The 20,891-nt window shown below is 52.8% G+C and carries 16 protein-coding genes; 4 read left to right on the top strand and 12 right to left on the bottom strand.

The features are described from left to right. Window positions 1–275: 275 nt before the first annotated feature. Window positions 276–1,016, bottom strand: a complete 741-nt coding sequence (locus ACKWCC_RS05755; protein WP_413994957.1) for a DUF2490 domain-containing protein — start codon at window positions 1,014–1,016, stop codon at window positions 276–278. Window positions 1,017–1,211: 195 nt separating this feature from the next. Between ACKWCC_RS05755 and ACKWCC_RS05750 the strand changes: the two genes are divergently transcribed. The 4 genes from ACKWCC_RS05750 to ACKWCC_RS05735 all read left to right on the top strand — a co-directional run bounded on the left by ACKWCC_RS05750 (window position 1,212) and on the right by ACKWCC_RS05735 (window position 7,053). After that, complete coding sequence (locus ACKWCC_RS05750) at window positions 1,212–2,003, top strand: universal stress protein (RefSeq protein WP_413994956.1); 792 nt, start codon at window positions 1,212–1,214, stop codon at window positions 2,001–2,003. 19 nt (window positions 2,004–2,022) lie between these two features. Beyond that, window positions 2,023–3,861 carry an SLC13 family permease gene (locus tag ACKWCC_RS05745; protein WP_413994955.1) on the top strand — a complete coding sequence of 613 codons (1,839 nt, stop codon included), beginning with the start codon at window positions 2,023–2,025 and terminating at the stop codon, window positions 3,859–3,861. Window positions 3,862–3,879: 18 nt separating this feature from the next. Then, window positions 3,880–5,514 carry a phosphoenolpyruvate carboxykinase (ATP) gene (gene pckA / locus ACKWCC_RS05740; protein ID WP_413994954.1) on the top strand — a complete coding sequence of 545 codons (1,635 nt, stop codon included), beginning with the start codon at window positions 3,880–3,882 and terminating at the stop codon, window positions 5,512–5,514. Window positions 5,515–5,751: 237 nt separating this feature from the next. Then, window positions 5,752–7,053, top strand: a complete 1,302-nt coding sequence (locus ACKWCC_RS05735) for an ATP-dependent 6-phosphofructokinase (RefSeq protein WP_413994953.1) — start codon at window positions 5,752–5,754, stop codon at window positions 7,051–7,053. A gap of 909 nt (window positions 7,054–7,962) precedes the next feature. Here the strand turns inward: ACKWCC_RS05735 and ACKWCC_RS05730 are convergent. From ACKWCC_RS05730 to hemE, 11 genes are all read right to left on the bottom strand, one after another. Continuing rightward, the gene (locus ACKWCC_RS05730) at window positions 7,963–8,682 is read right to left on the bottom strand and encodes a 3'-5' exonuclease (RefSeq protein ID WP_413994970.1); all 720 of its coding nucleotides are present in this window, start codon (window positions 8,680–8,682) and stop codon (window positions 7,963–7,965) included. A gap of 255 nt (window positions 8,683–8,937) precedes the next feature. Next, complete coding sequence (locus ACKWCC_RS05725; RefSeq protein WP_413994952.1) at window positions 8,938–9,423, bottom strand: methylated-DNA--[protein]-cysteine S-methyltransferase; 486 nt, start codon at window positions 9,421–9,423, stop codon at window positions 8,938–8,940. Between the two features lie 61 nt (window positions 9,424–9,484). Beyond that, window positions 9,485–10,648: a CNNM domain-containing protein gene (locus ACKWCC_RS05720; protein ID WP_413994951.1), complete on the bottom strand. Its 1,164-nt coding sequence runs from the start codon at window positions 10,646–10,648 to the stop codon at window positions 9,485–9,487. 40 nt (window positions 10,649–10,688) lie between these two features. After that, a complete protein-coding gene (locus tag ACKWCC_RS05715; RefSeq protein ID WP_413994950.1) occupies window positions 10,689–12,017 on the bottom strand; it encodes a serine hydrolase domain-containing protein in 1,329 nt (442 codons plus the stop codon). Window positions 12,018–12,137: 120 nt separating this feature from the next. Continuing rightward, entirely contained in the window at window positions 12,138–12,536 is a 399-nt protein-coding gene (locus ACKWCC_RS05710; protein ID WP_413994949.1) for a DUF7079 family protein, read from the bottom strand. Between the two features lie 116 nt (window positions 12,537–12,652). Further along, window positions 12,653–13,639: a porphobilinogen synthase gene (hemB, locus tag ACKWCC_RS05705; RefSeq protein WP_413994948.1), complete on the bottom strand. Its 987-nt coding sequence runs from the start codon at window positions 13,637–13,639 to the stop codon at window positions 12,653–12,655. 695 nt (window positions 13,640–14,334) lie between these two features. Further along, a complete protein-coding gene (locus ACKWCC_RS05700; RefSeq protein WP_413994947.1) occupies window positions 14,335–14,964 on the bottom strand; it encodes a hypothetical protein in 630 nt (209 codons plus the stop codon). Window positions 14,965–15,110: 146 nt separating this feature from the next. Next, window positions 15,111–16,025 carry an oxygen-dependent coproporphyrinogen oxidase gene (hemF, locus tag ACKWCC_RS05695; protein ID WP_413994969.1) on the bottom strand — a complete coding sequence of 305 codons (915 nt, stop codon included), beginning with the start codon at window positions 16,023–16,025 and terminating at the stop codon, window positions 15,111–15,113. A gap of 342 nt (window positions 16,026–16,367) precedes the next feature. After that, window positions 16,368–19,073: a M16 family metallopeptidase gene (locus ACKWCC_RS05690; RefSeq protein WP_413994946.1), complete on the bottom strand. Its 2,706-nt coding sequence runs from the start codon at window positions 19,071–19,073 to the stop codon at window positions 16,368–16,370. Window positions 19,074–19,157: 84 nt separating this feature from the next. Beyond that, window positions 19,158–19,652 carry a DUF6973 domain-containing protein gene (locus tag ACKWCC_RS05685; protein ID WP_413994945.1) on the bottom strand — a complete coding sequence of 165 codons (495 nt, stop codon included), beginning with the start codon at window positions 19,650–19,652 and terminating at the stop codon, window positions 19,158–19,160. A gap of 163 nt (window positions 19,653–19,815) precedes the next feature. Next, the gene (gene hemE, locus ACKWCC_RS05680) at window positions 19,816–20,850 is read right to left on the bottom strand and encodes a uroporphyrinogen decarboxylase (RefSeq protein WP_413994968.1); all 1,035 of its coding nucleotides are present in this window, start codon (window positions 20,848–20,850) and stop codon (window positions 19,816–19,818) included. Window positions 20,851–20,891: the final 41 nt, after the last annotated feature.

Below are 20,891 nucleotides of genomic sequence, written 5' to 3'. Positions count from 1 at the left end.
AGATTCATATCAAATGTATAGGATATGGGTATTTTAAAATATGATAATTATCAGTTCGGTAATTTTAACACTTGTTTTTTGTCATATTCATAAAAATGATGCCGTTTTCCATTCTTGGACCGGTTGCTGTTCCGTTCCAGGGGCTTTGGCATTGGGGGGCAAGGGGCGCCGTTGGGACCATTTTGGGTTGGCGCCCCCACCAGATGGATGGTGGCATGGAGCAACCTGGCTGTTTTTAAAGTACGCCCGTTGTAAAGGGCATGCTGTCCAGAAAGCTAATCGGCCGTGTTTGGAGGGGTGCCGTTTTGTTGGGCCACGGCCAGGTTTTGTTTTTTGGAAAAGAGATCGGTCTTGAAATAGACGGTTAGCCGTATGCGGTCAAAGTTATTTTTGTTGATGTGGTTTTTCATGTACCCCAGTTCCACGGAAAGGTTGGGGTCCAGGGCGTGTCCCAGCCCCAAGAAGAACCTGTTTTGGTCCATACGGCCACGGTTCAGGTTAAAGAACGCCTCTTCACTGCACTTCACAAAGAGTTTTTTGGTCAGATTTTTCTTGAACTGCAAGCGATATCGGGCCCTGTGGTTAAGGAAACTGTCGTCTGCTTTGGCGATCCAACGGTGTTCCAGTTTTAGTCGGTGGGAGATGATCGGACCCTGTTTCCACCTGATTTCCTCGTAGGCCCAGTGTTGTAGGGTGCGGGTATCAAACTCGTCCTCTGCAAACGGGACGGTGTTCAGATAAGCGGCGCCCACGCCCAAACTGATGCCATGCCCCGCCTGGTAGCGCACCCCCAATTGCACAAAGGCAAATTCCTCTTCCTCTATGAACTTGTACTCCCGCAAAATTCCGGTCACCGGGATGCTCCACTTGGGCAGGATCTTGTTGTTGCCATCGATCATGTACCAGGTGCCCATACCGTCCTTAAGGGATTCCTGGGCGGCAATCTGGCCCATATTGGCCAGGGCGGTAAGGATGATGGAAAGGAGAGCGGAAACAAGATTACGGGATGGTACCATGCCCTTTTACTTCTACTATTGGGTGCAAAGTTCGGGAGGAACATCCACTGGGATTATGATAAATATCATTTACGGGAAATAAGGTTTTAAAAGGGGCCTAAATCATCAAAAACTGATATCCATCATGTTTTCCCGGAGCAGCCCTTGCTACTTTAGTGCTCTAGTTATATGTATAATGGTTTAAACACAATTGGTATGAGCAGCATCAGCAAAATTTTAATTCCATTCGACTTTACCGAACCCGCCATATCTGCCCTGGAATATGGGCTTCAGTTTGTGGGATATGAACGCCCCATTGCCATAGAGGCGCTCTATGTGAGCAAGGTGCCCACGGCGCCCCAAGATGTGAAGGAAATCAAGGAAGACTTTGCAAAGCTCTTGGGCAGCATGAAGATAAAGCCCAAGATTGCGCCCACCATAGTCATTGGGCAGGGCGCTTTGGTGCCCACCATCCTGGAGGAAAGAAAGGCCCAGAACATTGAGCTCATCTTAATGGGCACCCTTGGGGATATCAGTGCAGATGAGCACGTGACCAATGCCTCCAAATTGGTGCTCCAGGCAGACTGCCCCGTCATTACCGTGCCCTATGGGGCCAAATTGCAAGTGCCCAAAAAGATTGCCCTGGTGCTTGGAAAAGAAGAGATAGAGCACCCCAAATTGCTGGGACTGCTCTTGCACATTGCCCGCTCCTTCAATGCCAAGGTGCACGTCCTTACCATATACAAAGACTCCATTTACGATGAAAAAGTGGTGGTAGAGAGCAATGAGGAGACCTTGGAGTACTATTTGGAGCATTTCTATGCAGAGCACAATTTTGAGCAGAACGATGATATTGAAGAGGGGATACTCCAGTACATCAAAGATAAAAAGATAGATCTGTTGGCCATTTTGCCGCGCAATCATGCCGATCGGTCCAGTCCCTCGGAGGGAAGGCTCACCAAGATCCTTACCCTCCACGCCACCGTTCCGGTGCTCACTTTGGACTAATCTTGCTAAATATCCTTAAATGGCCATTGTACTCGTAATCCTTGCCATTACCATTGTTTTGTTTGTCTGGGGCAAATTTCCGCCCGATGTCGTTGCCCTGATGTCCATGATCGCCCTGTATTTAACCGGGGTGCTGGAGGTCCATGAGACGCTGAGCGGTTTCAGCAACACCACGGTGATCATGATCGCTGCCCTGTTTATCATCGGGGAGGGCCTTTCCCGAACCGGATGGACCGCCCTTGCGGGCCAACGTTTTGTGAGTTGGGCGGGCAAGAGCGTGCCCAAGCTCTTGGTCATCGTTACCCTGGGCGCCAGTGTGCTCTCCGGTTTTGTGAGCAATACGGGTACCGTGGCGGCCTTGTTGCCCGTAACGGTCTCGGCCGCCTGGAACGCGGGCACACTGCCTTCCAAATTGCTCATGCCCGTGGCCTTTGGCTCCAATACGGGCGGGCTGCTCACCCTAACGGGGACCCCGCCCAACATCATTGCCAGCAACACCATGGTGGAAAACGGCATGGAAGGCTTTTCGTTCTTTGAATTTGGGTTGATAGGCCTGCCGCTTTTGATCATTGCCATTGTCTATTTTAGGTACGTGGGCTACCGTTTGCTGCCCAAACGACAGACCAACGAACGGCCGGCCGACATAGACGCAGAAATGCACAAATGGATCGAGGGCTATAGTATTGGTGACGATCTGTACCGCTTGCGCATCCGGTCCATGTCCCCGTTGATCAACACCACTCTGGGACAATGGAACCTGGAACAGGCGCACCAAGTGAACGTAACGCGGCTAAAGCGGCGCCACCCGAGCAGATTAAAGCAGACCGTGCCCGCCTTTGTGGAAATGCCCGATCCAGGGACAGAGTTGCGCTACCACGATATCATTACCGTGCAGGGCGAGGCCAAGGACGTGGATGCCCTGGTGCGCAAGTACAGTTTGGCCATCATTCCCACCCCAGTGGAAATGGACAACCTAAAAGAAGAACTGATCAACCAAGAGGTGGGCATGGCGGAGATGCTCATTACCCCACGCTCGATCTTTGTGGGCCGTACCATAAACTTGGGCACCTATCTCAAGGAATCCGGGGTGCAGGTCCTGGCCGCTTCCCGGAACAACAAGCCCTTGGCCGGGGAGATCACCATTAAGGCGGGAGACGCCTTCATTATCCGCGGTCCCTGGGACCGTATTGAGAAATTGAAGTCGCTTTACGAAAATGTGGTCATAACGGGCAGTCCGGAGGCCATGGCCAAGAACGTGGCCACCTTGAACCTAAAGAGTTATTTGGCCATGGGCACCTTGGTGCTCATGATCGTGCTCTTGGTCTTCAAAATATTGCCGGGCGCCATAGCCGCCCTGGTCTGTGCCGGCATTATGATGCTTACCGGTTGCGTGCCCATAAGCAAGGCCTATAAGGGCATTAGCTGGACCAGTGTGGTCATGATCGCGGCCATGATCCCCATGGGCGTGGCCCTACAGAAGACCGGGGTGGCGGAGCTGGCGGCCAATTCCTTGGTGGAGGCCTTGGGCAGCATCAGTCCCACCGCCTTAATGGCGGGCATCTTTCTGCTCACCACGGCCTTTAGCCAGACCATAAACAATTCTGCAACGGCCGTGCTCATGGCGCCCATTGCCCTTTTGGCGGCCACATCCCTGGGCGTTTCGCCCAAACCGTTCATGATCACCGTGGCCATCAGTGCCTCCACGGCCTTTCTTACCCCGGTGGGCACCACCACCAACGCCATGGTGCTCTCGGCCGGCGGCTATACCTTTATGGATTACGTGAAGGTGGGCGGCCCGTTGCTCATGGTGTTTTTTGTGGCATCGATGCTATTGGTGCCGTTGATATGGAACTTTTGAAATGAAATCTAAAAATGGATGATTATGGATACAACTGAAGGTAGAAAGAAGAAGCTGGAGGCCTATGGCCTAAAAGATGTGACGGCCCATTGGAACATGGACGCCGAGACCCTTCAAAAAATTACCGTGGAGAAGGGGATGGGCACAGAAACCGGGAATGGCACCTTGGCCATCAATACCGGAAAGTTTACCGGACGCTCGCCCAAGGACCGTTTTTTGGTAAAGGACGACTATACCAAGGATAGGGTCTGGTGGGGGCGCATCAACAAACCCATTTCTCCGGAGCATTTTGATGTGCTGCAACAGGGCATCATCGATTATCTGAACGGAAAGGAAATTTACGTACGGGATGCCGCCGTATGTGCGCACCCGAAGTACCAGATGAACGTGCGCACCATAACGGAATACCCCTGGAGCAATTATTTTATAAAAAACATGTTCCTGCGCCTGTCCGAGGAAGAGCTACAGGATTTTGAGGAAGAGTGGTTGGTACTTTGTGCCCCGGGCTACGAGGCCCCGGACCCTGAGGCAGTGGGCATCCTGGCCGGTAATTTCTCCATCCTCAACTTTACCAAAAAAGTGGCCCTGGTAGGCGGTTCGGAATATCCCGGAGAGATGAAGAAGGGCATTTTTTCTGCCCTTAACCTGATTTTGCCGGTGGACAAGAACGTACTGCCCATGCACTGTTCCGCCAATGTGGGGGAAAAGGGGGACACCTCCATCTTTTTTGGTCTCTCGGGCACCGGAAAGACCACTTTGTCAGCCGACCCAAACAGAAGGCTCATAGGGGACGATGAACATGGCTGGACCGCCGATAACGTGATCTTTAATTTTGAGGGCGGATGCTATGCCAAGGTCATTGATCTCACGGAAGAGAAAGAACCGGACATCTACAGGGCCATACGTCCCGGCGCCCTGCTGGAGAACGTGGTTTTCAAGGAAGGGACCAAGGAGGTCGATTTTTTTGACAGCTCCATTACCCAGAACACTAGGGTGAGCTATCCCATAGAGCACATAGACAACATCCAAGTGCCCTCCTATGCGGAGAATCCGAAGAACATTTTCTTCCTTACCTGTGATGCCTTTGGCGTTTTGCCCCCAGTGTCCAGATTGACCCCGGGCCAGGCAGCCTATCATTTCATTTCCGGTTACACCGCCAAGGTGGCCGGTACGGAAGCGGGCATCAATGAGCCGGTACCTTCCTTTAGCGCTTGTTTTGGCGAACCCTTTATGCCATTGCACCCCACGGTGTACGCCGAGATGCTGAGCAAGAAAATGAGGGAGGCCGGAGTGAACGTTTGGCTGGTGAACACCGGTTGGAGCGGAGGCCCCTACGGTGTGGGATCAAGGATCAAACTGAAGTACACCAGGGCCATGATCTCTGCCATTTTGGAAGGGGAACTGGACAATGTGGAGTATAACGTGCACCCCATATTTGGTCTGCACATGCCACAGTACTGCCCTACGGTGCCCATTGAGATCTTGGATCCCATGAACACCTGGTTGCAGAAGGGCGCCTATGTGAGCAAGGCCATTCAACTGGCGCATTCCTTCCACATCAACTTTGATAAGTTTGCCAGCGAGGCGTCAGAGGAGATTATTAACGGAGGTCCGCTGATCGATTCGCACCACAGCCTTACGGAGCACTTCTGAGCATATCGTGCACCGGCCGTTGAAACGGTCTTCCGTGATGGCTTGGCCCAAACTGTCTGCCCTAGTGAAACCAAGGCTTGTCCCGTACACTCCTTTGGTATTCCCTGGCAGACAGTTGTGTTAGGGCCCAAATGTTCTTGTTTTGGCCTGTGAACGGGCCCCTGCTACGCTGGGTCAATGGTAACTGTCGTGAAGGACACGTAACTTTACCTTTGGAAAACTGTAAAAAAAAGCAACATGTTTCAAATAGAAAATCTGGGGAAGCCCAGCATTCCCTCCCCATTGGGCCTCAGTACCGTAAGGGGAGACAACATATTTACCTTTGTAAAGGATGGGGAGGCCTTTGTGCATGACCTCTCCAAAAAGGAGTATGACCGGAGTTTGGAAGGGGGCGGGCCGCCACAATTTTTGGAAAAGGCCGGGCCCAGGCAACAGCTCTTCTTTGATCCCGCAAAAACTACCGCTGCCATTGTCACCTGTGGCGGACTTTGCCCCGGCATCAACAACGTGATCCGTGGCATGGTCATGGCCCTGCACTATTTTTATGGCGTGCGACGCATATTGGGGGTGCCCTATGGCTATGAAGGGCTGAATCCGGAAATGGGTCACGACTTGATCGCCCTGACCCCGGAAAAGGTCAAGGACATCAACCAGTTCGGGGGCACGATCTTAGGTTCATCCAGAGGGGGCCAGGATGTGGGGGTCATGGTGGATACCTTGGTGGAAAACAAAGTGGACATGCTTTTTGCCATCGGGGGGGACGGTACCTTAAAAGGAGCCAATGCCATTGGGGAAGAAATCCAGAAGAGAGGGCTCAATATCAGTGTTGTGGGAATCCCGAAGACCATAGACAACGATATAGACATTATAGACAAGTCCTTTGGTTTTGAGACGTCGTTTGACATTGCCAGCCCCATTCTCCGGGATGCATACAACGAGGCCACGGGAGCCTACAACGGCGTCTGTATCGTAAAGCTGATGGGAAGGGACAGTGGCTTCATTGCGGCCTCGGCCGCTTTGGCCATGCCTGTGGTGAATTTTGTGCTCATTCCCGAACAGCATTTTCGGCTCCAGGGAAAAGGAGGGTTTCTGTCCCTTTTGGAAAAACGCTTGGCACAGCGCCACCATGCCGTGATCGTGGTGGCAGAGGGAGCCGGGCAACATCTTTTTAACAAGGATGCCGTTCGCACAGATGCCTCGGGCAACGTGCAGCACAACGATATAGGTCTTTTTCTAAAGGACAGCATCCAGGCCCACTTCAAGGACAAAATGCCCGTGACCATAAAGTACATAGACCCCAGTTACATTGTGCGCAGCGCGGCCGCCAATTCTGGAGACAGTATATTTTGCAGTGGTTTGGCCTATATGGCGGTGCACGGCGCCATGGCCGGTAAGACCAAGTTTGTTACCGGGCTGGTGAACAATAAGTACGTGTATTTGCCCATTGCTGCCGTGACCCAAAAGCGCAAGAAAATAGACTTGGAAAGCGAGTTTTGGTTCAGTGTGCTGCAAAGTACGGGGCAGCCTTTTGTGATGTAGGTTTTACAGGATCAAAAGGATGGTTCCCCAAGTGTTTTAAGGAACCAAAGGCCCATAAAGACCGTCTTCGCGAGGCACGAAGCGATCTGTTTGTTTCGGGTTTCCAGATTCAACAGATGGCCGCATCGCCGTTGGTCTCAATGCCAGATTTCACCTTTGTGGTAGCTCCGCGCCATGACGGTTGCTTCAAATGAAAGTACAAATTCAGCCTAAAATTGAAGCGATGAGGTCCTGTTGAAGCCCGCTCTGGGAGCTTGGGAAAAAAACGACCCGACGTGCCCACGGAGTGGACCCCTCCGCTTTTCCACAGTGAAGTGGAAAACCACCTCCCCTTGATCAAGGGGAGGAGCCGCCTCTGGGTTTTCAGATGCGGCCCAAAGCCAAACTGGGCCGTCTTCGCGAGGCACGAAGCGATCTGTTTGTCCGCACTCCCGGGTTTCACAGATGGCCGTGTCGCCATTGGTCTCAATGCCATAATCGAATATGGTGGTGGCTCCGCGCCATGACGGTTGCTTCAAATGAAAGTACAAATTCAGCCTAAAATTGAAGCGATGAGGTCCTGTTGAAGCCCGCTCTGGGAGCTTGGGGAAAAGAACGACCCAAAGTGCCCACGGAGCGGACCCCTCCGCTTTTCCACAATGAAGTGGAAAACCACCTCCCCTTAATCAAGGGGAAAGGCCCCCTAGCCCCCAAAGGGGGAACTTTATTCTGTCGTGGGGGGCTGATTGCCCTGAAATATGGTTTTTTTAAGTAAAGAAGCTCAAAAGACCCCCTCCTCGATCAAGGAGGGGAGCCGCCTCTGGGTTTTACAATGCGGCCCAAAGCCAAACTGGGCCGTCTTCGCGAGGCACGAAGCGATCTGTTTGTTTCAGGTTTCCAGATTAAAGAGATGTCTAATGTGGAAGGTCTTCAGGGAGTCACTCGCTCCACTTCGCCCTCATCCAACAGGGCCTCGTAGCGCAGGCGCAGCAGCACTTGGGCCGTAGTGATCACATCGAGCTCACAATAGTCCACAATGCGCTTTATGTTGTTTTCCCCATAGTACACATCGCGCACCATACTGCCATCCAGATCCACCTTTGGGGATGGGATGTCCAGAACATGGGCCAGGAGCTTTAGGGAGGTGTAGTGCTTGTAGTCCCCAAACTTCCATAGTTCCAAGGTGTCCAGATGGGCCACCTCCCAGGGCTTTTTGCCAAAGAGCTCCAGGGCGTGGGGCAGCGGAATGCCGTGAATGACCATGCGGCGGGCAATGTAGGGAAAATCGAATTCCTTTCCGTTATGGGCGCAAAGCAGGTGCTTGGGTGAGCCAAAATGGCGCTCCACCATTTTTTTGAACGCCTTGAGAAGCGCAAACTCTTCCCCATAAAAGGTGCTGACACGAAATTTCCGGCGGTGCTCCAACATTTGAAAATGCCCCACTGAGATACAGATGATCTTCCCGAACTCGGCCCAGATTCCGGCGCGGTCATAGAACGCCTCCGCACTTTGCCCCTCTTTGCGCTGGTACCGGGTTTTTTGCTCCCAAAGTTCTTGGGTGCCGGCATCCAAGGCATTGTAATGCGCATGCTGGGGCACGGTCTCAATGTCCAGAAAAAGGATATGGTCTAGATGGAGCTTGGATAGCATTTCCTTGAAGATTACCGATAAGGCACTCAAGATAAGCTATTTATTTGAAACAAAGGTGGGTCGCAGGGACCCGAAAAGCCATCCTTTGGGTGGTCTAATACCAGTTCTCGTTTGAAATGCAGCCATAGAAATGGAATTATTTTTTTGGCCTGCGAAAAAGAAAAATCAGGCATAGCCGAGCTACGGCTTATTTTTATTTTGAAGTAGGGCGTAGAAAGAAACCATTTATCGGCTTATTTTCAATTGGGAAATGGTCTAAAAGAGCCGCAGCTGCTCCGTTCCGCGCTCGTGTTCCAAGAGCCATTTTTTTCTTTGCAGGCCGCCGGCATAGCCCGTCAGGGAGCCATCGCTGCCAATGACCCGGTGGCAGGGCACCACGATCCACAGCGGATTTTTGCCGTTTGCCGCCGCCACGGCCCTGACCGCTTTGGCGTCTCCCAGATGCTTGGCAAGGTCCAGGTAAGAGATGGTTTCGCCGTAAGGGATGTTTTCCAGGGCCTTCCAAACTTTTTTTTGAAACGGGGTTCCCCGCGGCCGCAAGCACAACTGAAAGTCTTGCCTTTTGCCCTTAAAATAGGCTTGCAGTTGGGCTGCGCAGTCCCTTAGCGGTTCCGGAACGGGAGTTGTGGTATGTTCTTCTTCACCCTTCATCAGCACGGAGATGCTTTGGATGCCCAGGTCGTTCCCGGTGATCTTTGCCGTGCCCAATGGGGTGTTCAGATAAGCCGTTGCGGTTTCCATGGACTTGTTGTGGGCGGGGTCTTCCCCAGGTTCATAGCGCTTATGGTATGGGTCAGAGGGCTCAGGATTCTGATTTGGCCCCGGTATCCTGCGGGCTGTCCGCTACGGGCCCGGTAGGGGCCTGCCCGATCACGCCGGCGCGCTTGGCCCTGCTTTCCCAGTTTTTCCGGGCCAGGCTCTGGAGATCGGCCACATTATCGCTTTCATCCATGATCTCTAGGCCCAGGAGGGTCTCTATGACATCTTCCATGGTCACCAGACCGGCCACGGAACCATATTCGTCCACCACCAGCGCAATGTGCTCCCGTTTGGCAATTAGGGTCTCAAAAAGCTCTGGAATGGGCGTGTTGCGCTGGGTGATCAAAATGTCCCTGCGTATTTCCGCGAGGGGCCTTTCGCCGTTTTCGTGGATGATCTCCTCATAGACATTGTCCTTGAGCACAAAGCCCGTAATGTTGTCCACTTTTTCGTGAAAGATCGGGATCCGGGAAAAGCGCAATTTGGGGTTGTCCTCAAAAAAAGTGCGGATGGAAATGGCATCCGAGGCGATCTTCACCACCGCCCGCGGCGTCATGATGTCCTTTACCAAGACCTGGTCAAAGCGCAGCAGGTTTTTAATGATGGTGGATTCCGATTTTTCGAACACCCCTTCCTCGTGCGCCATGTCTGTCATGACCGTGAAGTCTTCCCGGCTCAGCATGCTGCCGTGGTGCCCTTTGCCGCCCACCAGTCTGGTGAACAATTGCAAAAGCCAGAGGATGCCCGTGTATTTCAGGGCCAGGACCATACCGTTCAGTACCTTGGCCGTGAAGTTGGCCAATTGGCGCCAGTAGGTGGCCCCAATGGTCTTGGGAATGATTTCCGAGGCCACCAGAATAAGAATGGTCATCACCGTGGACACCACGCCCACCATAAGGTCTTCCGTGAATTCAATGCCCATAGCGGTTCTTGTGGCGGTGCCATAGACATCCGCATAGGCCACTTTTGCCTGAACGCCAACCAGAATGGCCCCCACGGTGTGGGCTATGGTGTTCAGGGTAAGGATGGCAATGAGGGGTTCATCCACATCCTTTTTTAGGTTCTCCAGGGTAGTGGCATAACTTTTTCCCTCCCGCTTGGTCACATTGATAAAAGTGGGCGTAATGCTAAGGAGTACGGCCTCCAGGATGGAACAGAGAAAGGAAAAGAAAATGGAAATGACTGCGTAAAAAACCAATAACCCCATAAACTCGTTTTAAAGTGCCAAGATACCTATTTTTTATCTCTTATTCATTGTTGTTCCGGGAGTTCAATGCGGCATAGAACACTTGTTGCACCCTGGTCCGGATGTTAAGGCCATATAATGCGCGGTGTTCCCTTGAGGGATGTACCCGGTTGGAGAGAAAAACATAGATCAATTGGTTTTTGGGGTCTGCCCAAACAAAGGTGCCCGTAAAGCCGCTGTGGCCAAAACTCTCCATACTGGCCCCCGGCGCGGGGTAGGCCTCGTGAACGGACTGGGTGTTGTTGTCCAGCAAGGGTTTGTCAAAACCAAGGCCACGGCGGTTTTCGTTTTTGGGGAACTGTACGGTGGTAAATTCGCGCACCACGGCACTGTCCAACAGCTGTTCTTCCCCAAACCTGCCCATTTGCACAAAGAGCTGCATGATGCGGTGCAGGTCATTGGCCGTGCCAAAGAGTCCCGCATTTCCTGAGATGCCGCCCATAAGGGAAGCATTTTCGTCATGTACCCAAGCTTGGGTGAGCGCTTGGCGGAAAAGGGTGTCCACCTCTGTGGGCACTATGTTGTTCGGGAAATTCTTGGTGGCCGGCAAAAAGCCCAGGGTATGGGCACCAATGGGTTGGTAAAACCGCTCTTCCAGGTACTGTTCGTAGGGCATGCCGGTGAGGTTCCCTATCAGTTCCGGAAAGATGAGAAAGGTGAGGCCGGAGTAGCGGTATTTTTTGTCCCCTGCCACCTTGCTGCGGTTGATCTTCCGGTGCATCTTTTTGCGGAAGTTGTTTTTTACGTAAATGCCGGGATAGGCCTGTTGTTGGAACCTTTTGGTTTTTTTGTTTTGGATGAAGCGCGCTTTGGGCCTACCATTTTTTTTGATTACCTCGTTCAAGAAAACGATATAGGGGGTCAGGCCCGCCTGGTGGGCCAGAATTTCCCTCAAGGTCAGGTCCTTTTTGTCCTTTCTGCGCTTCCAGGGTTTCCAATAGCTGCTAAAGGGCTCGTCCAGGTCCAATTTGCCTGTTTCCACCAATTTCATCAAGGCGGGCAGCGGGGCGGTGATTTTGGTCACGGAGGCCAGGTCATAGAGGTCGTTCAGGGCCGTTGTCTGCATGCTGTCATAGGTGTGGTGGCCGTAGGCCTTGTGAAAGAGTACCTCGTCACCCTGGGCCACCAGCACCTGTGCCCCGGGAAAGGCCATGGCCTTGATGCCGTTGTTGATGATGGAGTCCACCTGGGGCGCTACGCCCAGCACATCAATTTCGGAAAAGACATCCGCCTGGGCCCACGCTTGATGTTGCGGAGGCAACTGTGCCCAAATGGGCCCTATAAAAAGTAGGGAGGCGAGGAGTGGGATGGGGCTTAAGGTGTTTTTCATGGTTGATATGGAGATGGGGCCATTGCGTCAAAATTATCGAATTTTGGTGGGAGACCCGCAAATTATTGCGTCTGTACGGCAAGATGTAATGAGGAGCCGCAACATATTGCGTCTGTACCGCTATGTGGCCGATTTTTGGGCGCGGTACGCGCTTTCCAGTTTTTCCCAATACGCCTTGCACATCCATCTAAAGGCCAGATAGGCACATGCAATGCGTATTTTTCTTAGGGCATTTCTTTTGGATAGGGATGCCGCAATGCGGTGTGCCAACCCATCTTCATCAAAACCGGCCCATTCCCCGGCAACGCTCAATAAATTGGGCTGTAAAACCGGAAAAACCTCGTATTTGTCTATGTGCTTTACTTCTTCCCAGGAATAGGGACTGGCAAGGATGGTTCGGGCAATGTGGGCAAAGTCATCTTCTTGCAGTTCGGTGTCCAAATAAAAATCGGACAGGGCCGCCCAAACGGGTTTTCTTTCCTCTATGTTCAAGGGTAGGTGCATTGCGATGTGGGCCATAGTTCTTTTCCCTGGCCCCAAGGTAATGGTTTTAGCTGGGTTTACAGGGTGGCCGCGCGGGCCTTCCAGAGAACATTTGCATGGCACGGACTGTGTAACGGGCCTTGGCCCTTTCCTTACATCAGTTTTACGGCGTCTTTGGCAAAATAGCTGGCAATGATGTTGGCACCCGCCCTTTTTATGGCCAGGAGCTGTTCCATCATGACGCTGTCGTGGTCCAGCCATCCTTTTTCCGCGGCGGCCTTGAGCATGGCGTATTCCCCGGAGACCTGGTAAACGGCCACGGGCACATCCACTTCGTTTTTGATCTCCCGCACAATGTCCAGGTAGCAGAGTCCTGGTTTTACCATGACAATGTCCGCCCCTTCGTCAATGTCCTGTTGTGTTTCGCGGAGGGCCTCAAAGCGGTTGGCGGCATCCATTTGATAGCTTTTCTTGTCCTTGGGCACCATATCCATGTCCACCGGGGCGGAATCCAGCGCATCCCTAAAGGGGCCATAGAACGCACTGGCGTACTTGGCGCTGTAACTCATGATACCAGTGTCCACAAAGCCCTCGTCCTCCAGGGCTTCGCGGATGCTCAGCACGCGGCCGTCCATCATATCGCTGGGCGCCACAAAATTGGCCCCGGCCCTGGCGTGGGAGACGCTCATTTCGGCCAAAACATCCACGGTGTCATCATTTACGATCTGGCCGTTGGCCACAATGCCGTCATGGCCGTAGGAGGAGTAGGGGTCCAGGGCCACATCGGTCATCACCAGCATGTCCGGACAGGCATTTTTAACGGTTTTTATGGCCAATTGCATCAGTCCATTCTCGTTGAGGGCTTCGCTGCCCTTGTTGTCCTTGAGCTTTTCGGGCACCTTTACAAAGAGGAGCACCGCGCAAAGCCCCATGTTCCAAAGTTCTTTCACCTCTTTCTCCAAGTGGTCCAGGCTCATGCGGAAATAGTTGGGCATGGACGGGATTTCCTCCTTTACGTTCTTGCCCTCCACCACAAAGAGCGGCACCAGGAAATCGCTTGGGGTAATGATGGTCTCGCGCACCAAATGGCGAATGGCTTCGGATTGGCGCAATCTTCGGTTACGGATCAATGGGTACATGGTTCACTGTTTTTGTTGAATGGAAAAAAGGGAATGCTTAAGGTTGTTCACAAAGATAAATCATCATGGGGCCAAAACGGCCGTTGGGAGCCAAGTTTTCCTTGGTTGACGGAGGTTAGGTTCGTTGAGGCCCATACGGCACCACTTTTCTGCTCGGTGCAGGGGCACTTTCCGATCCCTCCTTGTAGGTGTGGCCAAGGCAAAAAAAAGTATTTTGCCCCAAGAACAGCGGGGCATCCCCTTGGGGTGTTCCATTTGGTGTTATGGAGATTCAACTGATGGGCACGAACCAAATAGGATGTATAATTCTGATAATCAATAAAATAAAATAAATCCAATCTGTATATTAAACCAACCGTTTGGTTTTTAAATAGGGATTTCAATTTTTAAACAGTTCGTGGCCCTGCCGCGGACGGCCACAGATTTTTTCCGGTTTTTCACAGATCCCTTGGCCGTCCCCGGAAGAGCTTGGTTGGGCCCTTCCTTTGATCTTGCCCAATGTTTGGTCCGGGAAGGGGGTATGCACCGATCTGGTAACCTGATGTCTCCAAAAAATCCGGCACCGTGGATGAACGCGAGACAAAGTGAACCCTGCGCCCCGTGGCCAGGGCTCCCAAAAGCACACCACATGGATTTTGGCCTAGGAGCGTGTCCGTAAAGGCAACAACGCGATATATGGGCACGATGCTTGCTTCTTACTTAAGGTAGCCCCGGCTTCTGAGCTCCCGATGTATGGCGTCTATGTCTTCCGGGATGTTGAAGGTGCTGAGCCAGTTCACGTCCAGCCCATGGTATATGGCCTCCTCCATAATGGAATGCTCACTACCGATCAGTTTGCCAAGTTTTTTCATATCGTCCTCCAGGTCCAACCTGTAGTCTTCGTGTATGTTGTCTGTGAGCACCAAGAGCTTAAAGGCCCGGGCAATGATGTAAACGATGAGTTTACGTTTCTTATGGGAGGGGGCCGGTTCCGTAAGGGGGAAGGCATGTTCCAAGGCCTCGTTGAGCATGAGGAGGTTCAGGGAAATTTCCCCAAACTTGTCCTTGGTGATTTTTACGTGTTCGTTGATCTCCCCGCTCAGGTAACGGAGGTCCATCATCAAGTAGCCGGGGCTATGGTAAGAGGCCTTGGCATAGGCCACCTGCTCGCGTACCCGTGCTTCCATTTCGCTGCGTTTGGCGTCCACATCGTTCCCTTCCACCAGTTCAAAATAAAGCCTATTGGCCAGGGTGCTGTCTTTTTTTAGCAGCCGCAGCAGCAGTTTGTCCTTTTCCTTGGTGGGGAGGTTTAGCAGGGCCTCCTTGAATTCCTTTGAAAATGTCATGAGCGGTATGTTACGTTCTGGGGGAAAAGCGCCATGGGCCACTGTTCCCGTGTGGTTGTTGATTCATTTTCCTTTTCTTTGGGGCTGCCTGTAGCCGGTCTTACGGGGCAACGGAAGGGCATTGGCACCTGGTCAGGTCGGCCATTTTATACCGTTTGGGATATCCAATCCCTGGGGGATTTCAGCACTTGTAGCAAGCGGGCTTCCTCACTGCCGTTTTCTGGGGCGTGGTCATAGCGCCATTGCACGTGTGGCGGCAGGCTCATGAGAATGCTCTCGATACGCCCGTTGGTCTTGAGGCCAAAGAGGGTGCCCTTGTCATGCACCAAATTGAATTCCACGTAACGCCCGCGCCTAATTTCTTGCCAGTTGCGCTGGGCCTGGGTATAGGCCAAGTCTTTTCTTCGCTCCACGATGGGGACATAGGCCTCGAGGAAGCTGTCTCCCACTTGGGTCACAAAAGCATACCAATCGGTCATTTTCATGTCCGCGTTCGCCTTGCAATAGTCAAAAAAGAGTCCGCCCACGCCACGCGCCTCATTTCTATGGCTGTTCCAGAAATAGTCATCGCAGCGTTTTTTGTAGTTGGGGTAAAAATCCGGATGGTGGGCGTCACAGGCCTTTTTGCAGACGGAGTGGAAATGACGGGCATCCTCGTCAAAAAGATAGTAGGGGGTAAGGTCTTGGCCGCCACCAAACCATTGATCTACCTTGTTGCCGTCCTTGTCGTACATTTCAAAATAGCGCCAGTTGGCGTGTACGGTGGGCACCATGGGGCTTTTGGGGTGCAGCACCAAGCTGAGGCCACAGGCAAAGAAATCCGCATCTTCCACGCCAAAATAGGTCTGCATGCTCTTGGGCAGTGCGCCGTGCACGCCAGATATGTTCACGCCCCCTTTTTCAAACACCTGTCCGTTTTCAATGACGCGGGTGCGCCCTCCACCGCCTTCCGGTCGTTCCCAAATATCTTGCTTAAAGGTGGCCTGGCCATCCACGGCCTCCAATTGGGCGGTAATGGTATCCTGCAACTGCTGAATGTAGGCGTAAAACTGGTCTTTGATCATGCGCATTTACAATTGGGTGCCCTGTTTTTTTGCGGGATGTCCTCTGGCCCTTTACGGAGCTCCATTCCTTGCCGGTGGTGAGGGTGCAGGGTAGGCCCATCCTGTAGGGCGATTCCCTGCCCGATATGATGTTTTTTACGGGGGCGTTGTGCTGGGTAAAATTACGATTTTCATGGGCACCGCCAAAGGGTTTGATACTCCGGGGCTTGCCTCGATATTAAAATTCAGTTTCTTGTTAATGCTTAGTGGGCCTGCCGGAGGTAGTTTACTGTACCCTGCCTCAAATAAAAAGGGCAGCGCTCTGATGAGGCTGCCCTTTTTGTGCCAATTGGTGGGGTTTTACTTAAAATCCCCCGCGTTCACCACGCTCCATTGGTCAAAAGGTTTTAGGTATTTTTTTATGGCGGCATTGACATCGGCCACGGTGAGCTGGGCCACCTTGGCCTCCAGGTCTTTGTGGAAGCCCATGTCACGGCCATAGAAAATGTTGTTGTTGATCAGGCTGGACAGTTCGTTGTCCTTGGCCCTGGACACATTTTGGTTCTGGATCCAACCGTTCACGGCATTCTTGAGTTCCTCTTCCGTGATGCCCTCGGCAATGAACCTATCCAGCTCCTCCTTAAAGCCCAATTGCACCTTGTCAAAGTTGGCAGGGGCGTAAATGGCGTAGAGGAACATCTGTGAGTTTTGGTCGTTTTTATCGCCATCGGCCTGGAAACCTGCACCGGCGCCATAGCTCACCCCATCTTTCTGACGGAGCCTATCGGCAATTCGCGAATTAAGGAAACCACCGCCCAAAATGGAACTGGCCACGTTCAGGGCCGCGTAGTCTTTGTGGTCTTCGCTCATTTTAACGTCCAGGAAGCCTAGGGTCATGGCGTTCTGTTTGTCTGGCGTAATAATGTTCTCGTTGATCACCTTTACGGGTTTGTGCGGATCGCTGATCTTGGCGTAGGCTTGTTTTGCCTTGAAATCTGCAAACTCACTCTCAATGAAGGAAGACACCTGGTCCGCATCAAAATTACCAATGCCCACCAAAATGCTCTTGCCCAAGCCGTAGAAGTCATTGTAGAACGCTTTCAGGTCCGCTACGGTAAGTGCTTTTATGGCGGCCTCCTCTTCTTCCATGCTCAGGTTGTAGAGCGGGTGTCCTTTGGGATAGCTGTTGTTTATTTCCGATAACCGTTGGGAGGCCAGGTACTGTGGCTCCGTCTTGTTGGCCTCCAGAAAGGCCAGTTCCTCGGTTTTCATCTTCTCCAGTTCAGCGGGGTCAAAGGCGGGATTCTTTAGCATGTCTGCCATTAGGGCCAGTGCGGGCATCAGGTGCTCTTCGGTGGAGGAGATATTGGCGTAGATATTGCCGTTGGCCCCTCGGAAGTTCACGGAAGACTTCAGCCTGCTCAATTCATCCTCGATCTGCTGCCGCGTCTTGGTGGTGGTTCCCTTGTCCAGCATGCGGGCGGTGAAGCGCGGAATGACGCCTTTGTTCATCAAGGAGTTCACATCGCCGTTGCGGCCACTGAAACTGAGGGTAACCGTATTGCCTCGGTTTTCCTTTTCAATAAAGCCATATTCCACGCCATTGGCCAAGCTGCCTCCCTTGATCCGGCTTTGTATGGCATCATAGGCCACATCAAAGGCTTCCCCGGTGCTCATGGCCTCCTTGCCCTTGTAATCTGCCACCAGGGCATTGATGTCTTCCGTATGGGGAATGGACACGCGTTCCGGGCTCTTGGTGGGGATAAAACGGCCCACGGTGCGGTTGGTGGGAATGAGGTACTTGGTCATGGCGGCGTTTACCTGATCCAAGGTCATGTTCTCAATGCGGTCACGCTGTAAAAAGGCCAGCCTCCAGTCGCCCGCACCAATGAATTCGCTCATGTAGGTGCCCAAGAAGGCCGAGTTGCGCATGATCTGGTCCACCCGTTTCAGGAGGTTGCCCTTGGCGCGGTCCAGTTCCTCTTGTGTAACGGGGTTGTCCTTGAGTCCGTCCAGGGTGTTGCGCAGGTTCTCTTCCACCACATCGGCATTTTTGTCCGAGGGCACGTCCACATTGATGTACAGAAAACCCGGTTCTTTGGTAAAGGGGGAAAAGGACCATAGGGACGAGGCCATTTGGCTTTCCACCAACCCTTTGTAGAGACGGCCGGAGGGTTCGTTGGTGAGCACATCTTCCACCACGGCCATCGCGGCATAGTCGGGATCGGACCCCGCTGGGGTATGGTACATGGCACTCACCAATTGCAGGTCTCCAACCCGGCTCACCGTAACCGATTTCTCGCCGTCCTGGGCAGGCTCCTCGGTGTAGGAGTCCCGAAGTGGTGTGCTGGGCTTGGCTATTTTTCCAAACTTCTCCTCAATGAGTTCCAAGGTGCGGGCCTCATCAAACTTGCCCGTTACCATCAGTACGGCATTGTCGGGGCGGTAAAACTTTTTGTAAAAGGCCTTTAGGTTTTCAATGGGCACGCGCTCAATGTCCGATCGGTTTCCAATGGTGGTGTTGCCGTAATTGTGCCATAGGAAGGCGGCGTTTATGGTCTTGTCCATCAAGACGCGGTTGGGGTTGTTCTCCCCGGCCTCGAACTCGTTCCGTACCACGGAAAACTCAGATTCCAGATCTTTTTTGGCAATATAGGAATTTACCATACGATCGGCCTCCAGGTCCAGGGCCCATTCCAAATTGTCGTCCGTGGCGTTGAAGGTCTCAAAATAGTTGGTGCGATCGTACCAGGTGGTACCGTTTGGTCTGGCCCCGCGGGCACTGAGTTCCTTGGGAATGTCCGGGTGGTTGGGCGTGCCCTTGAAGAGCAGGTGCTCCAAGAGGTGGGCCATTCCCTTTTCGCCATAGCCCTCATGGCGGGAGCCCACCAAGTAGGTGATGTTCACGGTAATGGTCTGGGAACTGTTGTCCGGGAACAAGAGCACCTTAAGGCCATTGTCCATTTGGTATTCCGTAATGCCCTCTACCGAGGCCGTTTTTGTGAGTTGGGCACTGCCCGCAAATAAGCAGGATACAAAGAGCAGCCCAAAGAGATAGTGTTTCATTTTCAACAGGATTTATGTTTAGTGTGCCACAATATAAGGAATTTACCTACTTCTTTGGACTAGGAACGAAAAATTGGACTTTTTTTAGGAGTTGGCACAGAGGTGCACCAAACGGTTGGGGTGTTTCTCCAATTCAGCGGTATGGCTTATTTGAACCGATCGGTGGGTCATTTCGCGGAGAAGGGCTATGGTTTCCTCCCATGACCTGCCCTCTTGGACCATGAACAGCTGCCTGCCCACGGCATTGTTGTGCAGGTCCATGGCCCTGGCCAAGGGCCGGTTGGCAAAGGCGTCCTCGTGCCAATCCGTAATGGCCTTGGCCCAGGCCAAGGGGCTGTGGTCGTTGTTGCTCCAAGCACGGCACCTCAGCGCAATGGCGTAGTTCCAAAAGGCGTGCCTAAAGGCATTGGCCGGGGTGTTTTGGTAGTGTTCACGGCCGTAGTGCAGGGTGGCCACGCGCATGCATTGCTTGGTGGCAATGAACGTGGGGCACAAAAAGTGCGGATACCGCACGGCCAAGCGGAGCAAGGTGAATGCACTCTTGGGGCCAATGCGCTTTAAGGTCTGCCAGGGTCTCACGGTTCGTTATGGTATTTTTCGCAACACTCCATATCCATCACTTGCCCATTGTGCCCGGTGGGTGACTTGGGGAAGGTTCGTTGCCCCCGGAGCCCCCTTTTTTTGGTAATGGCAATGCTGGCCAAGTCCTCGTGGTGGGGCATATTTTGCAGCGTGTGCGGCTCTAGTTCTCCAAAGGCCTATACTCCTTCACCGCGTCCACAAAGGCCTTGGCGTTGTCCAGGGGAATGTTGGGCAGAATGCCGTGTCCCAGGTTTACCACGTACCGATCCTTGCCAAAGTCGTGGATCATTTGGGTCACCATTTTCTTGATCTCGGCCGGGGGCGACAATAAACGGGAAGGGTCAAAGTTCCCTTGAAGGGTGATCTTGCCCCCGGAGAGGTAACGTGCATTTTGGGGAGAACAGGTCCAGTCCACCCCAAGGGCACTGGCACCGGATTTGGCCATATCGCCCAGGGCGAACCAACAGCCCTTGCCAAAGACGATCACCGGTGTTTCTTCCTTAAGGGCGTCCACGATCTGCTGTATGTACTGGAAGGAAAATTCCTGGTAATCCGTTGGGGAGAGCATTCCGCCCCAAGAATCGAACACCTGTACGGCATTGACCCCGGCGGCCACCTTGGCCCTGAGATAGGCAATGGTGGTATCGGTGATTTTTTGCAGCAGGGCGTGGGCCACGGCGGGCTGGGTAAAGCAGAGTTCCTTGGCCTTGTCAAAATTCTTGCTTCCCTGTCCCTGCACACAATAGCAAAGTATGGTCCAGGGCGAGCCCGCAAAGCCTATGAGGGGGATGTCATTGTCCAGCTTTTCCTTGGTGGCCTTCACGGCCTCCATCACATAGCCCAAGGCGTCGTTTACATCTGGCACGATCACCGCATCCAAATCCTTTTGTGTGCGAACGGGGTGGGGCAGGTACGGCCCAAAATTGGGCTTCATTTCCACCTCAATGTTCATGGCCTGGGGAATTACGAGAATGTCCGAAAAGAGAATGGCGGCGTCCATGCCGTAGCGGCGGATCGGCTGTACGGTGATCTCTGAGGCCAGTTCCGGGGTCTGGCAGCGGGTAAAGAAATCGTACTTGGCCTTGATCTCCATGAACTCGGGGAGGTAACGGCCGGCTTGGCGCATCATCCAAACGGGGGGTCTTTCCACTGTTTCGCCCTTGAGGGCCCTGAGGAACAAATCGTTTTTTATCATCATAAATGTACTACGTTTTTATGGGGTTGGGCGGTTTTTGG

Origin of the sequence: Maribacter aquimarinus (assembly GCF_047345505.1) — a bacterium.
Lineage (GTDB): Bacteria > Bacteroidota > Bacteroidia > Flavobacteriales > Flavobacteriaceae > Maribacter.
This window is presented reverse-complemented; position numbering and strand designations above follow the sequence as displayed.

What these genes read in the sequence shown, in the direction of transcription:
- hemE (WP_413994968.1), bottom strand. Translation starts at nt 20,850, where the DNA reads ATGATAAAAAACGATTTGTTCCTCAGGGCCCTCAAGGGCGAAACAGTG.
- ACKWCC_RS05755 (WP_413994957.1), bottom strand. Translation starts at nt 1,016, where the DNA reads ATGGTACCATCCCGTAATCTTGTTTCCGCTCTCCTTTCCATCATCCTT.
- ACKWCC_RS05710 (WP_413994949.1), bottom strand. Translation starts at nt 12,536, where the DNA reads ATGGCCCACATCGCAATGCACCTACCCTTGAACATAGAGGAAAGAAAA.
- ACKWCC_RS05715 (WP_413994950.1), bottom strand. Translation starts at nt 12,017, where the DNA reads ATGAAAAACACCTTAAGCCCCATCCCACTCCTCGCCTCCCTACTTTTT.
- ACKWCC_RS05725 (WP_413994952.1), bottom strand. Translation starts at nt 9,423, where the DNA reads ATGGAAACCGCAACGGCTTATCTGAACACCCCATTGGGCACGGCAAAG.
- ACKWCC_RS05700 (WP_413994947.1), bottom strand. Translation starts at nt 14,964, where the DNA reads ATGACATTTTCAAAGGAATTCAAGGAGGCCCTGCTAAACCTCCCCACC.
- ACKWCC_RS05690 (WP_413994946.1), bottom strand. Translation starts at nt 19,073, where the DNA reads ATGAAACACTATCTCTTTGGGCTGCTCTTTGTATCCTGCTTATTTGCG.
- ACKWCC_RS05750 (WP_413994956.1), top strand. Translation starts at nt 1,212, where the DNA reads ATGAGCAGCATCAGCAAAATTTTAATTCCATTCGACTTTACCGAACCC.
- ACKWCC_RS05720 (WP_413994951.1), bottom strand. Translation starts at nt 10,648, where the DNA reads ATGGGGTTATTGGTTTTTTACGCAGTCATTTCCATTTTCTTTTCCTTT.
- hemB (WP_413994948.1), bottom strand. Translation starts at nt 13,639, where the DNA reads ATGTACCCATTGATCCGTAACCGAAGATTGCGCCAATCCGAAGCCATT.
- pckA (WP_413994954.1), top strand. Translation starts at nt 3,880, where the DNA reads ATGATTATGGATACAACTGAAGGTAGAAAGAAGAAGCTGGAGGCCTAT.
- ACKWCC_RS05730 (WP_413994970.1), bottom strand. Translation starts at nt 8,682, where the DNA reads ATGCTATCCAAGCTCCATCTAGACCATATCCTTTTTCTGGACATTGAG.
- ACKWCC_RS05745 (WP_413994955.1), top strand. Translation starts at nt 2,023, where the DNA reads ATGGCCATTGTACTCGTAATCCTTGCCATTACCATTGTTTTGTTTGTC.
- ACKWCC_RS05735 (WP_413994953.1), top strand. Translation starts at nt 5,752, where the DNA reads ATGTTTCAAATAGAAAATCTGGGGAAGCCCAGCATTCCCTCCCCATTG.